Origin of the sequence: Bradyrhizobium sp. 17 (assembly GCF_023073515.1) — a bacterium.
In the GTDB taxonomy this organism is placed as follows: domain Bacteria; phylum Pseudomonadota; class Alphaproteobacteria; order Rhizobiales; family Xanthobacteraceae; genus Bradyrhizobium; species Bradyrhizobium canariense_D.
This window is the reverse complement of sequence record NZ_JADPJQ010000130.1, coordinates 181,338-194,285: the sequence shown is the minus strand read 5'-3', so window position 1 is coordinate 194,285 and position 12,948 is coordinate 181,338. Positions and strand designations below refer to the sequence as shown.

The following is a 12,948-nucleotide window of genomic DNA, read 5'->3' as shown; positions in this document are numbered from 1 at the left end:
CATGAACAAGATCGATCTCAACGGCCGTGTCGCCATCGTCACCGGCGGCGCGCAGGGCTTTGGCCGCGCCATTGTTCAGCGCTTCGTCGCCTCCGGCGCCAAGGTCGCGATCTGGGATTTTGATGCAGCCCTGGCCGAGAAGACGGCAAAGGAAATCGGCGATAACACCTGCGTCTTCAAGGTCGACGTCACCGATACCGCGGCCGTCGAGCAGGCCCGCGACGCGACGCTGGCCGCCTTCGGCAAGATCGACATCCTCGTCAACAATGCCGGCATCGCCGGCGTCAACAAGCCGGTCTGGGAGACCGATCTCGAGGAATGGCGGAAAGTTCTGCGCATCAACCTCGACGGCCCTTTCATCGTCTGCAAGGCGATCGTGCCTTGGATGCTCAAGCAGAAGTACGGGCGCATCGTCAACATCGCCTCGATCGCCGGCAAGGAAGGCAATCCCAACGCCTCGCATTATTCGGCGTCCAAGGCCGGCCTGATCGCGCTGACCAAGTCGCTCGGCAAGGAATTGGCCGCACACGACATTCTCGTCAATGCGGTGACTCCCGCGGCTGCGAAGACGGCGATCTTCGACCAGATGACGCAGCAGCATATCGACTTCATGCTGTCGAAAATCCCGAAAGCGCGCTTTGTGCTGGTGGAAGAGCTAGCCGCGATGGTGAGCTGGCTCGCATCCGAGGACTGCGCGTTCTCGACCGGCGCCGTGTTCGACATCTCGGGTGGGCGGGCAACCTATTGAGGCAGCCATGATCCGAGAAGGCGGATGTCTGTGCGGCGCGGTGCGGTTCAAGGCGGAGGGCGAGCCGCTCAACGTCCGCATCTGCCATTGTCGCATCTGTCAGAAGGCGATGGGCTCGCCCTACTTCGCCCGCGCGCAATTCGACCAGCGCGCACTGACTGTCGAGGGCGACACCGAGCGCTATGCGTCGTCCGAGAACATCGACCGCGTGTTCTGTAAGCGCTGCGGCACGCGCCTGTTCGCCTGGCGGCGCAACGGCACGCTGGCTGGCGTTGCGCTGGCGACCTTCGACGATCGCAACGCGTTTGTGCCCACCGAGCACATCTGGGTCAGCGAAAAGATGGGCTGGGTGACGATCGAGGACGGCATGATCCGATATGACGGGACGATCCCGACGTAGCTCATCCGGCGCCAAGGCTCCACGTCACGGCCGCTGGTCTCGCCGATCATTTGCGGCGTGGCATTTCGGGACCGCCCACCCTATGTTGGGGTGACGCGTTGCTGCACCACCGGTTGGCTGGGTCGGCTGCAAGACCGCAGGCAAACCGGGACGGACGAGCCGTGAACATTTCCTTGTATGACCTCTCGGTGTGGGTGCTGCCGCTGGTGCTCGCCATCACCTTCCACGAGGCTGCCCACGCCTTCGTCGCACATCGTCTCGGTGATGATACCGCATGGCAGCTCGGCCGTGTCAGCTTCAACCCGCTCCGCCACATCGACCCGTTCGGCACGCTGATATTGCCGGCGATGCTGCTGTTCGCGCATTCGCCATTCCTGTTCGGCTATGCCAAGCCTGTGCCGGTGAATTTCCGCAAGCTCAACGACCCCAGACTCGGCATGGTCTGGGTGGCGCTGGCCGGGCCCGCCACCAACATCCTGCTGGCGCTGTCCGCAGCTCTTGCCCTGCACGCCCTGCCCTGGGCCCCAGCGAACTCGGCGCAATGGATCTTTGACAATCTCAAGAACGCACTGCTGATCAACGCGGTGCTGGCGGTGTTCAACATGATGCCGATCCCGCCGCTCGACGGCGGGCGCGTCGCGGTAGGGCTGCTGCCCCGGCCGCTCGCCCTCCCGCTGGCGCGGCTCGAGCCGTTCGGGATGCTGATTCTGATCGGCTTGCTGATCCTGCTACCGCTGGCAGGCTCGCAGTTCGGTCTAAATCTTGATGTTATTTCAGCAATACTGCGAACGTTGACCGGTTATGTGATTCAGGCTGTTCTCATTCTGACCGGCAATACGTAGTTGAACAGCACACCCGAACACAAGCCGAAGGGCTCGAGGCCGACTTGGTCAAAGCTGCCGATATGCTGATCGCGCGACGCGCTGATACCCGCGCTCGCGCCGATTTTGCCACCTGGAAGATGATGGCCAAGCTCAACGGGTCGTCCGCGCTGCCTCCGGAGGCGCAGGAGTTCCTCCTGAGCTACAAGAACCTGCGGGCGCAGATGAACGAGGGTGAGGCTACCGAGGCCACCATCGGCGCCATCTACAAGGCCTACTATGCCGAGATGGGCGGCGCGGGAACTCCACCTGACGTCCGCCCCCGGGCGGCTGAACCGGCGGCGGACAATGTTACCGCTTTCCGCCGCCCCGAACCGAAGCCGAAGAAGGCCAGTTTCTTCCGGGCAGCGACCGCGGGCGCAACCCAGAAGCGGCCGCTCCCGGTGGCCCTGATCTTCGCCTGCCTGGTCGTGGTCTATGTCGGGATCAGGCTCTACTGGCGCTGAGCCGTCTTCTTCTTTTTCCTTGCGTCCGGCGGCGTGAAGATGATGTCGACGGTGCGCTCGAACCGGTCGTCGGTCAGGCTGGCAGGCGGCTGCGGGATGGGATCGGATTTGCGGACAATCGAGATCGCGGCCGCATCGTAAGCTGCATCCCCGGACGACTCGACAACGTCGACTGAAAGCACGTTGCCCCGTCGGTTGATCGCGAAGCTGACCTTGACTTTCTGATTGTTGGGCTCCTTGCCTTCCGGATTGACCTTGTGGGCCGTAAGGTGCGCGCTAATCTTGCGATTCCAGTCTGCCGTGAGCTTTAGAATGTCCTTGCCGATGCCCAGCACGGGCGCCAGTGCCTTCTCGGCCTCGCGCGCGTCCTCGTCGAGCGTCTGCCGCGCCGTCGCAACGGACTTCGGCGAGGCCTCCGCAGCGGGCGTTTCGACCGCCGCAATCTTCGGATCCTCGTCCTGCGGCTTCTTCGAAATGTTCTCGGTGACGACCCGATCGGGATCGTCGACCTGTTGCGACTGATCCTTTGGAAGCTCGGTTTCCTTGGTCTCGGCCTTTTGCTCGGGAAGCGCCTGCTGCTCCTGCATCGCTTCACTATCCGGTCCCGGCGGAAGGTCGGTGTCAGGCGCCTTCGGCGAGGCCATCTCGACAGCGAACTCCGCGCCGGCCGCGCCGAGGCCGTCATCGGCGTCATCGGCCCACAGGTGCGCCAACGCGAGCGCGGCCCCGCCCAGATGGAGCGCGAGCGCCGCCATCGCTGCCAAAATCCAAAGCGTCCGGGCTGGTCTGGACTCGTCCGACATAGCGGGCCTCTAAGGCTGAGCGGCGCCTGCCGCGGGCGCCCCCGGAGCGCCTTCCAGCGCAACCAGCTTCACCCGCGAATAGCCGCCTGAGCGCAACAGCTCCATGACGCCCATCAACTCGCCATACGGCACCGAGCGATCGGCGCGCAGGAACACGTACTTGTCCTTGCTCATGTCGGACAGCCCGTCGAGGGTGCCGATCAACTCGGCGCGGTGGACCGGGTTCTCTCCGATGGCAAGCGTCAAATCGGGCTGGATGCTGAGATAGGTCGGCTTGTCCGGCTTCTTCTGCGGTGTCGCGCTCGACGTCGGCAGATCGATCGGCAGGTCGACGGTCGACAGCGGCGCTGCCACCATGAAGATGATCAGCAGCACCAGGATGACGTCGATGAACGGCGTGACGTTGATTTCATGCGTTTCGCCGAAATCGTCATCGTCATCATTGTCTGCGAGCGAGACGCCCATGGGTCACTCCGCCGCGCGCGAATGCACGCTGCCGTGGCTGCGGTCGAGATCGCGCGAGAGTAACCGCCCCGCAGCGCCCGAGGCACGGCTGACGAGTTCGAGATAGCTCTTCGTCACGCGCGAGAAGTAGTTGTAGATGATGACCGCGGGAATGGCGGCGACCAGGCCGATCGCGGTGGCGAGCAGCGCCTCGGCGATGCCGGGCGCGACGACGGCGAGGTTCGTGGTTTGCGACTTCGAGATGCCGATGAAGCTGTTCATGATGCCCCACACCGTGCCGAACAGGCCGACGAAGGGCGAGGTCGAGCCGATGGTCGCGAGCACGCCCATGCCGACGCGGATGCGCCGCGCCTCCGCACGCATGATCTCGGAGAAGCTCGAAGCCGCCCGCTCCTTGATGCCGGTGTCGCTGGAGAGGCCGGCCGACATCCGCGCCTCCCGCAGCGCCGCCGCCAGGAAGGACGGCAGGATGCCCTCCTTGGCCCCGAGCGCCATCTGCGCTTCCGCGAGCGAGCGCGCCTCTGCGATCTTCTTCAGCGCCGAGCGAAGCTTGGTCGCGGCGATCGACAATTCGATCGACTTGGCGATCAGCACCGTCCAGGTCATCAGCGATGCAAAGGCGAGCCCGATCATCACCGCCTTCACGATGATGTCCGCCGACATGAACATCACCCAGGGCGACAGTTCCTTCATGGCGGGCGCGATGCCGGCTGCCGTATCGGACTTTGCAGCCGCGGGCGCGGCAGCTTGGGGCGTCATAGGCGGAGCAACAACCGGGGCTGGACTGACCGCGGACGGCTGAGCCGTCGACTGGACGGGTGCCGCGGGGGCGGCCTGTGTCTGGGCAGAAACGGGGGATGCAAGCCAGGCGGCCGCCAGCACCAGAGCTGCGGCAAGGCTTGCTTGGAAGGACATGATCTTCATACTTCGGCCCAGTAGCGAATGAGGTTGTGATAGATACCCGTCAATTTGACCGTTTCGGGATCGTCACGCCCGAGCCGTTCCACCAGCGCCTGTATCGCGGTGTCGAGGTCAAAGATCATGCTCCGGGCTTGATCGTCCCGTATCATGCTCTGAAGCCAGAAGAAAGACGCAACCCGCGTTCCCCTGGTCACCGGCGTCACGAGATGGAGGCTGGTCGAGGGATAGAGCACGCAGTCCCCGGCTTGCAACTTGACTTCGTGCGAGCCGTAGCTGTCCTCGATCACAAGTTCGCCACCGTCGTACTCCTCCGGCTCGGCCAGGAACAGCGTGACCGAGAGGTCTGTGCGGATGCGAAGGCCGGTCAGGCGGTCGCCGCGGATCGCATTGTCGACGTGCAGGCCGAAATGGTGGCCGCTGCTGGCCGCATAGCGGTTGAACAGCGGCGGGAATATCTGGAGGGGGATCGCGGCCGCGATAAAGCGCGGGTTCGACGTCAGCGCCGAAATGATGCGGTTGCCGAGCTTGCGCGCGACCTCGCTGTCCGGCGCCAATTGCTCGTTGCGCTTGACCATCGCCGACTGCGAGCCGGCGGTGGAGCGCCCGTCCTCCCATTCGCTGACGTCCATGATGCGGCGGAAATCCGCCACATCATCCTTGCTCAGAACGCCAGGAAGGCACGTCAGCATGATCAGAACTTCGCTGTCGTCACGAGGTAGAATGCCCGCCCTGGCGCGACCGCCACGAAGGGCACGGCACTGCGATAGAACGAGTCGTAATAGAGCTTGTTCGTCAGGTTCTGGGCGTAGAACTTCATGGTCCAGTTCTGGTCGATCTTCTTCTCGAGGAATGCGTCGAAACGCCAGTAGCTCGGCAACTCGTTGGTGTTGGCCGCGAACGTGCCGCCATAGACCTTCGAGCGGTACACCGCCTGGCCGCCGAGTTCCCAGCCGCCGTCGAACTTGTACTTGGTCAGCATGCTGAACGACTGGTGGGCAATGTTGGCGAGCTGCAGACCGATGTTGGAGGCAACGCCGCTCTGCGTGACCTTCGACTGCATCAGCACCAGACCGCCAAAAATGCTCCAGCGGTCGGTGAGCTTGCCCTCGGCCTCGATGTCGATGCCTTGGATCCTGTAGGCAGCGCCCGAGGTCAGCAGATTGTTGACGGTCTCGCGCGCGTTGTCCTTGGTCGTCTGGAACAGCGCACCGGTTACCAACAGGTGACGGTCGGCGAGCTCCCATTTGGTGCCGAGTTCGATCGCCTTGTTACGCTCGGGTCCGAGCAAAACGGCCGTGTTGGGCGGAACACCACCGTAATCGGTCGCGGTCGCATCAAGTTCCGACCCGAACGGATTGGCCGAGGTCGCATAGGCTGCATACAGGCTGCCGATCGACATCGGCTTGTAGACCGCGCCGACGTTGTAATTCACGAGATCGGCATTCTGCTTCAAATAGGCCGCGTTGGTCGACGAACTCTGGCTGTAGCCGTCGTAGCGCACGCCGCCGTTCACAATGATGGTGTCCTGCCAGTTCGCGGTGTCCATGACGTAGACGCTGCTGGTGTTGACACCGTAGCGCGTCGGATTTCCAACCAGCGACGGCGTGTTGCTGAAGGGAATGTAGGTGTACTGCGGCGAGTAGAGATTGACCCCCGTGACCGCTCCGTTGCTGGTCGAGCCGCCGCCGAACAGTTCGGACGAGAGGCCGGTGTAACGGTCGATCGAGATGTTTTCGTTGGCATATTCGACGCCGAACACTGCGGTGTGCTTGACCCCGCCGGTGTTGAGCTTGAATGTGGCCTCGTTCTGGTTGGCCCATACATCCACGTTCTGGTAGCGGCTCTGCGCACTGGCCGTCGTGGTCCAGAGCAGCGGATTGGGGCTGGTCGTGATCGGGTTCTGCGGAAGCGTGCCGATATAATTCAGCAGCGAGTGCTCGCCGCGCACCTTGCTGGTCAGCGTGATGGCATCGTTGACCTTGTACTCGATCGTGCCGGTGCCGAAATCCTGCCGCGCCGTCTGGAAGTCGCGGTTGAGAAAGCCGTACCAGTTTCCGCGCGGAATGCCCGCCGACGTCACGGGGACATTGCCCTGCCTGTAGAAGGGCACGCCGAAATCCGGGTAGCCGCTGAGATCGGTGTGGACATAGTTCGTCGTGATCTTGATGTCGTTGGTCGGGGTGTACTTGGTCGAGATGAAAGAACCCCAGCGATCGTCGGTGATATAGTTGCGGCCGGCGACGTTGGCGTCCTGGAACAGGCCGCCCACGCGCACGGAGAAGGTCGGATCGACGACCTGGTTGACGTCGAGCGTGACGCGCTTGGTTCTGTCGGTGCCGAACTCGGTATCCATCCGCTTGAAATTGACGTCGCCCGCCTGCTTGGTGACGATGTTGATGGCACCGCCAGCGGTGCCGCGGCCGGCGTAGGACGAGGCGGGGCCCCGCAGGATCTCGATCTGCTCGGTGAAGAAGTTTTCGCGGATTGAGACCGCGGGATCGCGGATACCGTCGATGAAGACGTCGTTGCGCGCATCGAAGCCGCGGATGAAGAAGCGGTCGCCGAACGCGTTGCCCCCCTCCCCCGAACCCAGCGTCACGCCGGCGGTCGACCGCCCGATCTCCTTCAGCGTCGTGGCGTTCTTGTCCTCGAGAACTTCCTTGCTGAGCACGGTGATGGTCTTCGGCGTGTTCAGCATCGGCTCGGGAAACTTGCCGGAGGCCTGGACGTGGTCGACCTTGTATGGCGCCGCCGGATCCGAATACGGATTGCGGTCAACCTCGCCGGACGGCGTGGTGGGAGCGGTCTGCTGCGCCGCCTGCTGCCGCTGCGCGGCGCGGCGAAGCGCATTGCGCGCGCGGACCTGATCCGCCGTCGGCTTCGAAGCCACCGGGCGCGGACGCGCGACCGGCGCATCGACCGTCACCGGCGGCAGGTTCGACTGCTGCGCCTCCGCGCCGCTCGACACCGATGCTGCTGCGATCAGGCCCGCGACAGCGGAGACCTTCTTGCCGGAAACGCTCGTGAACTTTTCATCGAATGCTGCGACCGAACGCAACGACTTCGGTGCGACCACCTGCCCCATTACCAAACACGCCCCATATTCCAGTTCGCCCATTCACTTCGATGAGCGATTGGAGTGTTGGTATCGGCCGCAAAATTGCGGGTCAATGCGAGTAAGCCGCGAGAACGCTTGAATAAGTCCAGATCAAAGCGATTCTAAACTGCCGTTTGAAATCGTTCTAAATCGAGATTGGAGTCGTTCTAAAGAGCGCGTGAAAATGCTGCTAAATCGGCGGTCGCGGGCGCATGGTCAATCGCTGCTTGGCGGCTTCATCAACGAGAACAATTCATCGACGGTCTTCCGCGCCACCGCGCGCACGCGGTCGCTGTTGTCCATGCCTGCGATGTTGACGCCGTTGACGACGGCTCTGATCTCGTCGCGGAACTCGGTGAGAAAGCGCAAGGGATCACGCTGCTCGTTGGCGACGCGTGCGATCAGTCCCGTGATCAGGATCTGACACGCGATCAGCTTGCCGTTCAGTTCGTCCATGCTGCGCTCCCGTTGTGGCGCGTCGATATGACCGATGCCGATTTCCCTGACAACCGAAACTGCACGATTAGAACCGTTCCTGCCAGCCGTCGCCTTGCGGCCTAGGCGCGGCGCCGCTCAGTCCAGAGCACACCGCTTTCGAGCATTGCACAAACTTTGCACGCTGATCGTTCCTGAGGGGGGAATGCAGCACGGCACACCGTAGTGACACGGAGCTGCCTAACCCGTGCAAAGCTTTCCAATTGTTTAGGATTCTCAACCGATAGTGCTGTTTACACTGGAACTTGGCGTGTATTATACAAGCCTCCTGGAACCCTATGATTGCCTCATAATTCGTAGCTTAGGGCATAAGAGCCGACACGAGACGATATGAAAAAGTCCCGGCCGATCCTCTGGATTCTGATCATCGCGGCCGTGGCCTCCGCAGGTTACTATGGTTGGCAGAAATTCGGCTCGCCCGACGCCGGAAAAACCCAGACCGCACAAAAGGGGCCGCAGCGCCCGTCCGCCGTCCCCGTGAGCGTTTCGCCAGTTCAGAAGGTGGACTTTCCGGTTTACCTGACCGGTCTGGGCACGGTTGCGGGCTTCAACACCGTCCAAGTCCGGACCAGGGTGGATGGCCAGATCGACAAGATCGCCTTCACCGAAGGCCAGATCGTCAAGGAGGGCCAGCTTCTCGCCTCGATCGATCCCCGTCCCTATCAAGCCACGCTCGACCAGGCCAAGGCCAAGAAGGCCCAGGACGAGGCAAATCTGGCCAACGCCAATCTCGAGCTCCAGCGCGCCATGAAGCTCGGCGAATTCGCCACCGCCCAGCGGGTCGACACCCAGCGCTCCACGGTCGCCCAGCTCACCGCACAGATCGCCGCCGATGATGCTGCGATCTCCAACGCGCAGACCCAGCTCGACTACACCCAGGTCAAGGCGCCGATCACCGGCGTCGCGGGCCTGCGCCAGGTCGACATCGGCAACATCGTCAACGCCTCGACGCAGACCGGCATCGTCACGATCTCGCAGGTCGAGCCGATCTCGGTGATCTTCACCGCGCCAGAGGATCAGCTGCCCTATATCAGCGAGGGCCAGAAGGCCGGCGCGCTCAGGGTGATCGCCTTCACCACCGACGGCAAGAAGACGCTGGCCGAGGGCAAACTCGCGGTCATCAACAACCAGGTCGACACCAGCAGCGGCACGATCCGGCTCAAGGCGGTGTTCGACAACAAGGACCACGCGCTGTGGCCCGGGCAGTCGGTGTCAACGCGCCTGCTGGTGCGCACCCTCAAGGATGCGACCGTTGTCCCGGATGATGCGGTCCAGCACTCCACCAACGGCCTCTACGCCTATTCTGTCAATCAGGACAACAAGGCCGAGGTGCACAAGATCAAGGTCAGCTACAGCATCGACGGACGTTCCGTCGTCGACGAAGGGCTGACGCCCGGGCAGCAAGTGATCACCGGCGGCCAATTCAAGGTCCAGCCCGGGAGCCTCGTCTCCACGGCCGTGGCGAGTACGGATCCGGCCCAGAACAAGGTCCGACAGGAATGAACGCGGGCGGGATTTCGGCACCTTTCATCCGTTATCCCATCGGCACCTCGCTGCTGATGGCCGGCATTCTCTTCGTCGGTCTCGTCGCCTATCCCCTGCTGCCGGTCGCGCCACTGCCGCAGGTAGACTTCCCGACCATCCAGATCACAGCCAATCTGCCGGGCGGCAGCCCAGAGACCATGGCTTCGTCGGTGGCCCAGCCGCTCGAACGGCAATTCGCCCAGATCCCGGGCATCGCCCAGATGACCTCGACGAGCTATCTGGGCACCGCGTCGATCACCATCCAGTTCGACCTCAACCGCAGCATCGACGGCGCCGCCAACGACGTGCAGGGCGCCATCAACGCCGCGAGCGGTCAGCTGCCGAAGAACCTGCCGTCGCCGCCGACCTACCGCAAGGTCAACCCGGCCGACGCGCCGATCCTGCTGCTGTCGGCAACCTCAGACACATTGCCGCTGACCAGCGTCAGCGACGCGGTCGACGCCCAGCTCGCCCAGCAGATCAGCCAGCTCTCCGGCGTCGCGCAGGTCTTCATCGGGGGCCAGCAGAAACCGTCTATCCGCATCCAGATCGACCCGGCCAAACTCGTCGCCAAGGGCCTGTCGATGGAGGACGTGCGCAGCCAGATCGCGATCACCACGGTCGACAGCCCCAAGGGCAACATCGACGGCCCGAAGCGCGCCTACACGATCTACGCCAACGACCAGCTCACGCAGGCCAAGGACTGGAACGACGTCATCATCGCTTATCGCAATGGCGGTCCCTTGCGAATCCGCGATGTCGGCCAAGCGGTCAGCGGCGCCGAGGACGCCAAGCAGGCGGCCTGGGCCAACGGCAAGCGCGGCGTGTTCCTGGTGATCTTCAAGCAGCCGGGCGCCAACGTTATCGAAACCGTCGACCGGATCAAGGCCACCCTGCCTCGCCTCGTCGCCGCGATCCCGCCCGCGATCAAGATCGAGCTCATCAGCGACCGCACCACGACGATCCGCGCCGCGGTCGAGGACGTCCAGTTCACGCTGCTGCTGACCATAGCGCTGGTGGTCATGGTCATCTTCATTTTCCTGCGCAGTTTTTGGGCGACTGTCATTCCCACAATCACAGTGCCGCTGGCGCTGCTGGGCGCGTGCGCCTTGATGTGGGTCGTCGGCTATTCGCTCGACAATCTATCGCTGATGGCGCTCACCATCGCGGTCGGATTCGTCGTCGACGACGCTATCGTGATGCTCGAGAACATTACGCGCTACATCGAAGAAGGCGAATCGCCGATGGCGGCGGCCTTCAAGGGCTCCAAGGAAATCGGCTTCACCATCGTGTCGATCAGCATCTCGCTGGTCGCAGTGCTGATTCCACTGCTGCTGATGGGCGGCATCATCGGACGCCTGTTCCGCGAATTCGCCGTCGTGCTGGCGATGACAATCTTCGTCTCGATGTTCGTGTCGCTGACCCTGACGCCGATGATGGCCTCGCGCTTCCTGCGCGCCCATGGCGAGGTCACCCACGGCAAGTTCTACCAATGGAGCGAGCGCGGCTTCGATGCAATGTTGCGCGGCTACGAATGGGTGCTCGACCATGCCCTGAGCTGGCGCCGCACCACGCTCACGATCTTCTTCGCCACCCTTGCCCTGTCGGTCTATCTGTTCGTGCTGATCCCGAAAGGCTTCTTCCCGCAACAGGACGTCGGCCTGATCACGGCGACCTCGGAAGCCTCCCAGGACATCTCGTTCGCGGAGATGCAGCGCCGCCAGGTCGAGCTCGGCAAAATCGTAATGGACGACCCCGACGTCGCAACGATCGCGATGAACATCGGCGGCAGTGGCCGCGCCGGCAACAACGGCAACATGTTCATCACGCTGAAGCCGCTCAGCGTCCGCAATGCCTCGGCGCAGCAGATCATCGCGCGGCTGCGTCCCAAGCTCGAGAAGGTGTCCGGCGCCCGCCTCTACATGCAGGCGGCCCAGGACGTCCGGCTCGGCGGCCGGCCGACGCGTACGCAGTTCGAGTTCACCCTGCAGGACGCCGATCTCGCCGAGCTCAATGACTGGGCGCCGAAGATTCTCGCCAAGATGCAGACCTTGCCGCAACTGCGCGACGTCGCGACCGACCAGCAGACCCAGGGCACCACGGTTCAGCTCAAGATCAACCGCGATACGGCTGCGCGTTACGGCATCCAGCCGCAGCTGATCGACGACACGCTGTACGACGCCTTCGGACAGCGCCAAGTCACGCAGTATTTCACCCAGCTCAACACCTACAAGGTGATTCTCGAGATCCTGCCGGAGATGCAGGGCAGCCTCGAGAGCCTGAACAAGCTCTACCTGAAGTCTCCGCTAACCGGCGACCAGGTGCCGCTGTCGACCTTCGCGACCTGGAGCACCGATCCGGTTCGCCCGCTCTCGATCAGCCACCAGGGCCAGTTCCCGGCGATCACGATCAGCTTCAACCTCGCCCAGGGCGTCGCGCTCGGCCAGGCTACGGAGGCCGTGCAGAAGGCGATGGCGGACCTCGGCGCGCCGCCGACGCTCAATTCGAGCTTCCAGGGCACGGCACAGGCGTTCCAGCAGTCGCTCGGCACCGTGCCGCTCCTCATCCTCGCCGCGCTGGTCGTGGTCTATCTGATCCTCGGCATCCTCTACGAGAGCTACATCCATCCGATCACGATTCTGTCGACTCTGCCCTCGGCCGGCGTCGGCGCGCTCGCGATCCTGATGGCGGCGGGCTTCGAGTTCAGCCTCATTGCTTTGATTGGAGTCATTCTGCTGATCGGCATCGTGAAGAAGAACGGCATCATGATGGTGGACTTCGCCATCGCCGCGGAGCGCGACGAGCACAAGACGCCGGCGGAATCGATCCGGCAGGCAGCGCTGTTGCGCTTCCGTCCGATCATGATGACGACGATGGCTGCCCTGCTCGGCGGCGTGCCGCTGATGCTCGGCCACGGCACCGGCGCCGAGATTCGCCAGCCGCTCGGCTACGCCATGGTCGGCGGTCTGATCGTCAGCCAGGCGCTGACGCTGTTCACCACCCCGGTCGTCTATCTCTATCTCGACGAGCTCAACAACTGGTTCTCGGGCTGGGGCCGCAAGGGTGGCGGCGAAGGCGACGAGACGGTCGAGCACGGCACCGTTAAGGAAGCTGCCGAGTAGCAGCTTGCACCGCGCGCCTCACGACGTTACAGCGAGGCCTTCGGTT

The 12,948-nt window shown here is 63.3% G+C and carries 12 protein-coding genes; 6 read left to right on the top strand and 6 right to left on the bottom strand.

From position 1 onward, the window contains the following. Nucleotide 1 precedes the first annotated feature (1 nt). The 4 genes from IVB13_RS37070 (at nucleotide 2) to IVB13_RS37055 (ending at nucleotide 2,475) form a co-directional block, all read left to right on the top strand. Complete coding sequence (locus IVB13_RS37070; RefSeq protein WP_018459249.1) at nucleotides 2-748, top strand: SDR family NAD(P)-dependent oxidoreductase; 747 nt, start codon at nucleotides 2-4, stop codon at nucleotides 746-748. Nucleotides 749-755: 7 nt separating this feature from the next. Continuing rightward, entirely contained in the window at nucleotides 756-1,148 is a 393-nt protein-coding gene (locus IVB13_RS37065; RefSeq protein WP_085362164.1) for a GFA family protein, read from the top strand. Between the two features lie 161 nt (nucleotides 1,149-1,309). Further along, nucleotides 1,310-1,990, top strand: a complete 681-nt coding sequence (locus IVB13_RS37060; RefSeq protein WP_026233763.1) for a site-2 protease family protein — start codon at nucleotides 1,310-1,312, stop codon at nucleotides 1,988-1,990. A gap of 62 nt (nucleotides 1,991-2,052) precedes the next feature. Then, nucleotides 2,053-2,475 (top strand): hypothetical protein, encoded by a 423-nt coding sequence (locus tag IVB13_RS37055; RefSeq protein WP_085352797.1) that lies wholly within the window; start codon nucleotides 2,053-2,055, stop codon nucleotides 2,473-2,475. On the opposite strand, the gene IVB13_RS37050 is transcribed toward IVB13_RS37055, so the two are convergent. The 6 genes from IVB13_RS37050 to IVB13_RS37025 all read right to left on the bottom strand — a co-directional run bounded on the left by IVB13_RS37050 (nucleotide 2,463) and on the right by IVB13_RS37025 (nucleotide 8,217). Further along, entirely contained in the window at nucleotides 2,463-3,278 is an 816-nt protein-coding gene (locus IVB13_RS37050) for a TonB family protein (protein WP_247492496.1), read from the bottom strand. The genes IVB13_RS37055 and IVB13_RS37050 overlap by 13 nt on opposite strands. A 9-nt stretch (nucleotides 3,279-3,287) precedes the next feature. Next, nucleotides 3,288-3,743 (bottom strand): TonB system transport protein ExbD, encoded by a 456-nt coding sequence (gene exbD / locus IVB13_RS37045; protein ID WP_247455837.1) that lies wholly within the window; start codon nucleotides 3,741-3,743, stop codon nucleotides 3,288-3,290. Between the two features lie 3 nt (nucleotides 3,744-3,746). Next, on the bottom strand, nucleotides 3,747-4,667 hold the full coding sequence (gene exbB / locus IVB13_RS37040; RefSeq protein ID WP_085352795.1) for a tonB-system energizer ExbB: 921 nt from the start codon (nucleotides 4,665-4,667) through the stop codon (nucleotides 3,747-3,749). Then, complete coding sequence (locus IVB13_RS37035; protein WP_085352794.1) at nucleotides 4,664-5,353, bottom strand: Fe2+-dependent dioxygenase; 690 nt, start codon at nucleotides 5,351-5,353, stop codon at nucleotides 4,664-4,666. The genes exbB and IVB13_RS37035 overlap by 4 nt, the downstream gene beginning before the upstream one ends. 2 nt (nucleotides 5,354-5,355) lie before the next feature. Next, nucleotides 5,356-7,749: a TonB-dependent receptor gene (locus IVB13_RS37030; RefSeq protein WP_085362163.1), complete on the bottom strand. Its 2,394-nt coding sequence runs from the start codon at nucleotides 7,747-7,749 to the stop codon at nucleotides 5,356-5,358. Nucleotides 7,750-7,977: 228 nt separating this feature from the next. Continuing rightward, nucleotides 7,978-8,217, bottom strand: coding sequence for a hypothetical protein (locus IVB13_RS37025; RefSeq protein ID WP_085352792.1), 240 nt, complete (start codon nucleotides 8,215-8,217; stop codon nucleotides 7,978-7,980). A 369-nt stretch (nucleotides 8,218-8,586) separates the two neighbouring features. Between IVB13_RS37025 and IVB13_RS37020 the strand changes: the two genes are divergently transcribed. Both IVB13_RS37020 and IVB13_RS37015 read left to right on the top strand, forming a co-directional pair. Beyond that, nucleotides 8,587-9,759 (top strand): efflux RND transporter periplasmic adaptor subunit, encoded by a 1,173-nt coding sequence (locus IVB13_RS37020; protein ID WP_018459259.1) that lies wholly within the window; start codon nucleotides 8,587-8,589, stop codon nucleotides 9,757-9,759. After that, on the top strand, nucleotides 9,756-12,902 hold the full coding sequence (locus IVB13_RS37015) for an efflux RND transporter permease subunit (protein ID WP_018459260.1): 3,147 nt from the start codon (nucleotides 9,756-9,758) through the stop codon (nucleotides 12,900-12,902). The genes IVB13_RS37020 and IVB13_RS37015 overlap by 4 nt, the downstream gene beginning before the upstream one ends. The last annotated feature ends 46 nt before the right edge of the window (nucleotides 12,903-12,948 follow it).

Coding starts and splice junctions, on each gene's coding strand:
- IVB13_RS37070 (WP_018459249.1), top strand. CDS start 2: ATGAACAAGATCGATCTCAACGGCCGTGTCGCCATCGTCACCGGCGGC.
- IVB13_RS37065 (WP_085362164.1), top strand. CDS start 756: ATGATCCGAGAAGGCGGATGTCTGTGCGGCGCGGTGCGGTTCAAGGCG.
- IVB13_RS37055 (WP_085352797.1), top strand. CDS start 2,053: ATGCTGATCGCGCGACGCGCTGATACCCGCGCTCGCGCCGATTTTGCC.
- IVB13_RS37050 (WP_247492496.1), bottom strand. CDS start 3,278: ATGTCGGACGAGTCCAGACCAGCCCGGACGCTTTGGATTTTGGCAGCG.
- exbD (WP_247455837.1), bottom strand. CDS start 3,743: ATGGGCGTCTCGCTCGCAGACAATGATGACGATGACGATTTCGGCGAA.
- exbB (WP_085352795.1), bottom strand. CDS start 4,667: ATGAAGATCATGTCCTTCCAAGCAAGCCTTGCCGCAGCTCTGGTGCTG.
- IVB13_RS37035 (WP_085352794.1), bottom strand. CDS start 5,353: ATGCTGACGTGCCTTCCTGGCGTTCTGAGCAAGGATGATGTGGCGGAT.
- IVB13_RS37030 (WP_085362163.1), bottom strand. CDS start 7,749: ATGGGGCAGGTGGTCGCACCGAAGTCGTTGCGTTCGGTCGCAGCATTC.
- IVB13_RS37025 (WP_085352792.1), bottom strand. CDS start 8,217: ATGGACGAACTGAACGGCAAGCTGATCGCGTGTCAGATCCTGATCACG.
- IVB13_RS37020 (WP_018459259.1), top strand. CDS start 8,587: ATGAAAAAGTCCCGGCCGATCCTCTGGATTCTGATCATCGCGGCCGTG.
- IVB13_RS37015 (WP_018459260.1), top strand. CDS start 9,756: ATGAACGCGGGCGGGATTTCGGCACCTTTCATCCGTTATCCCATCGGC.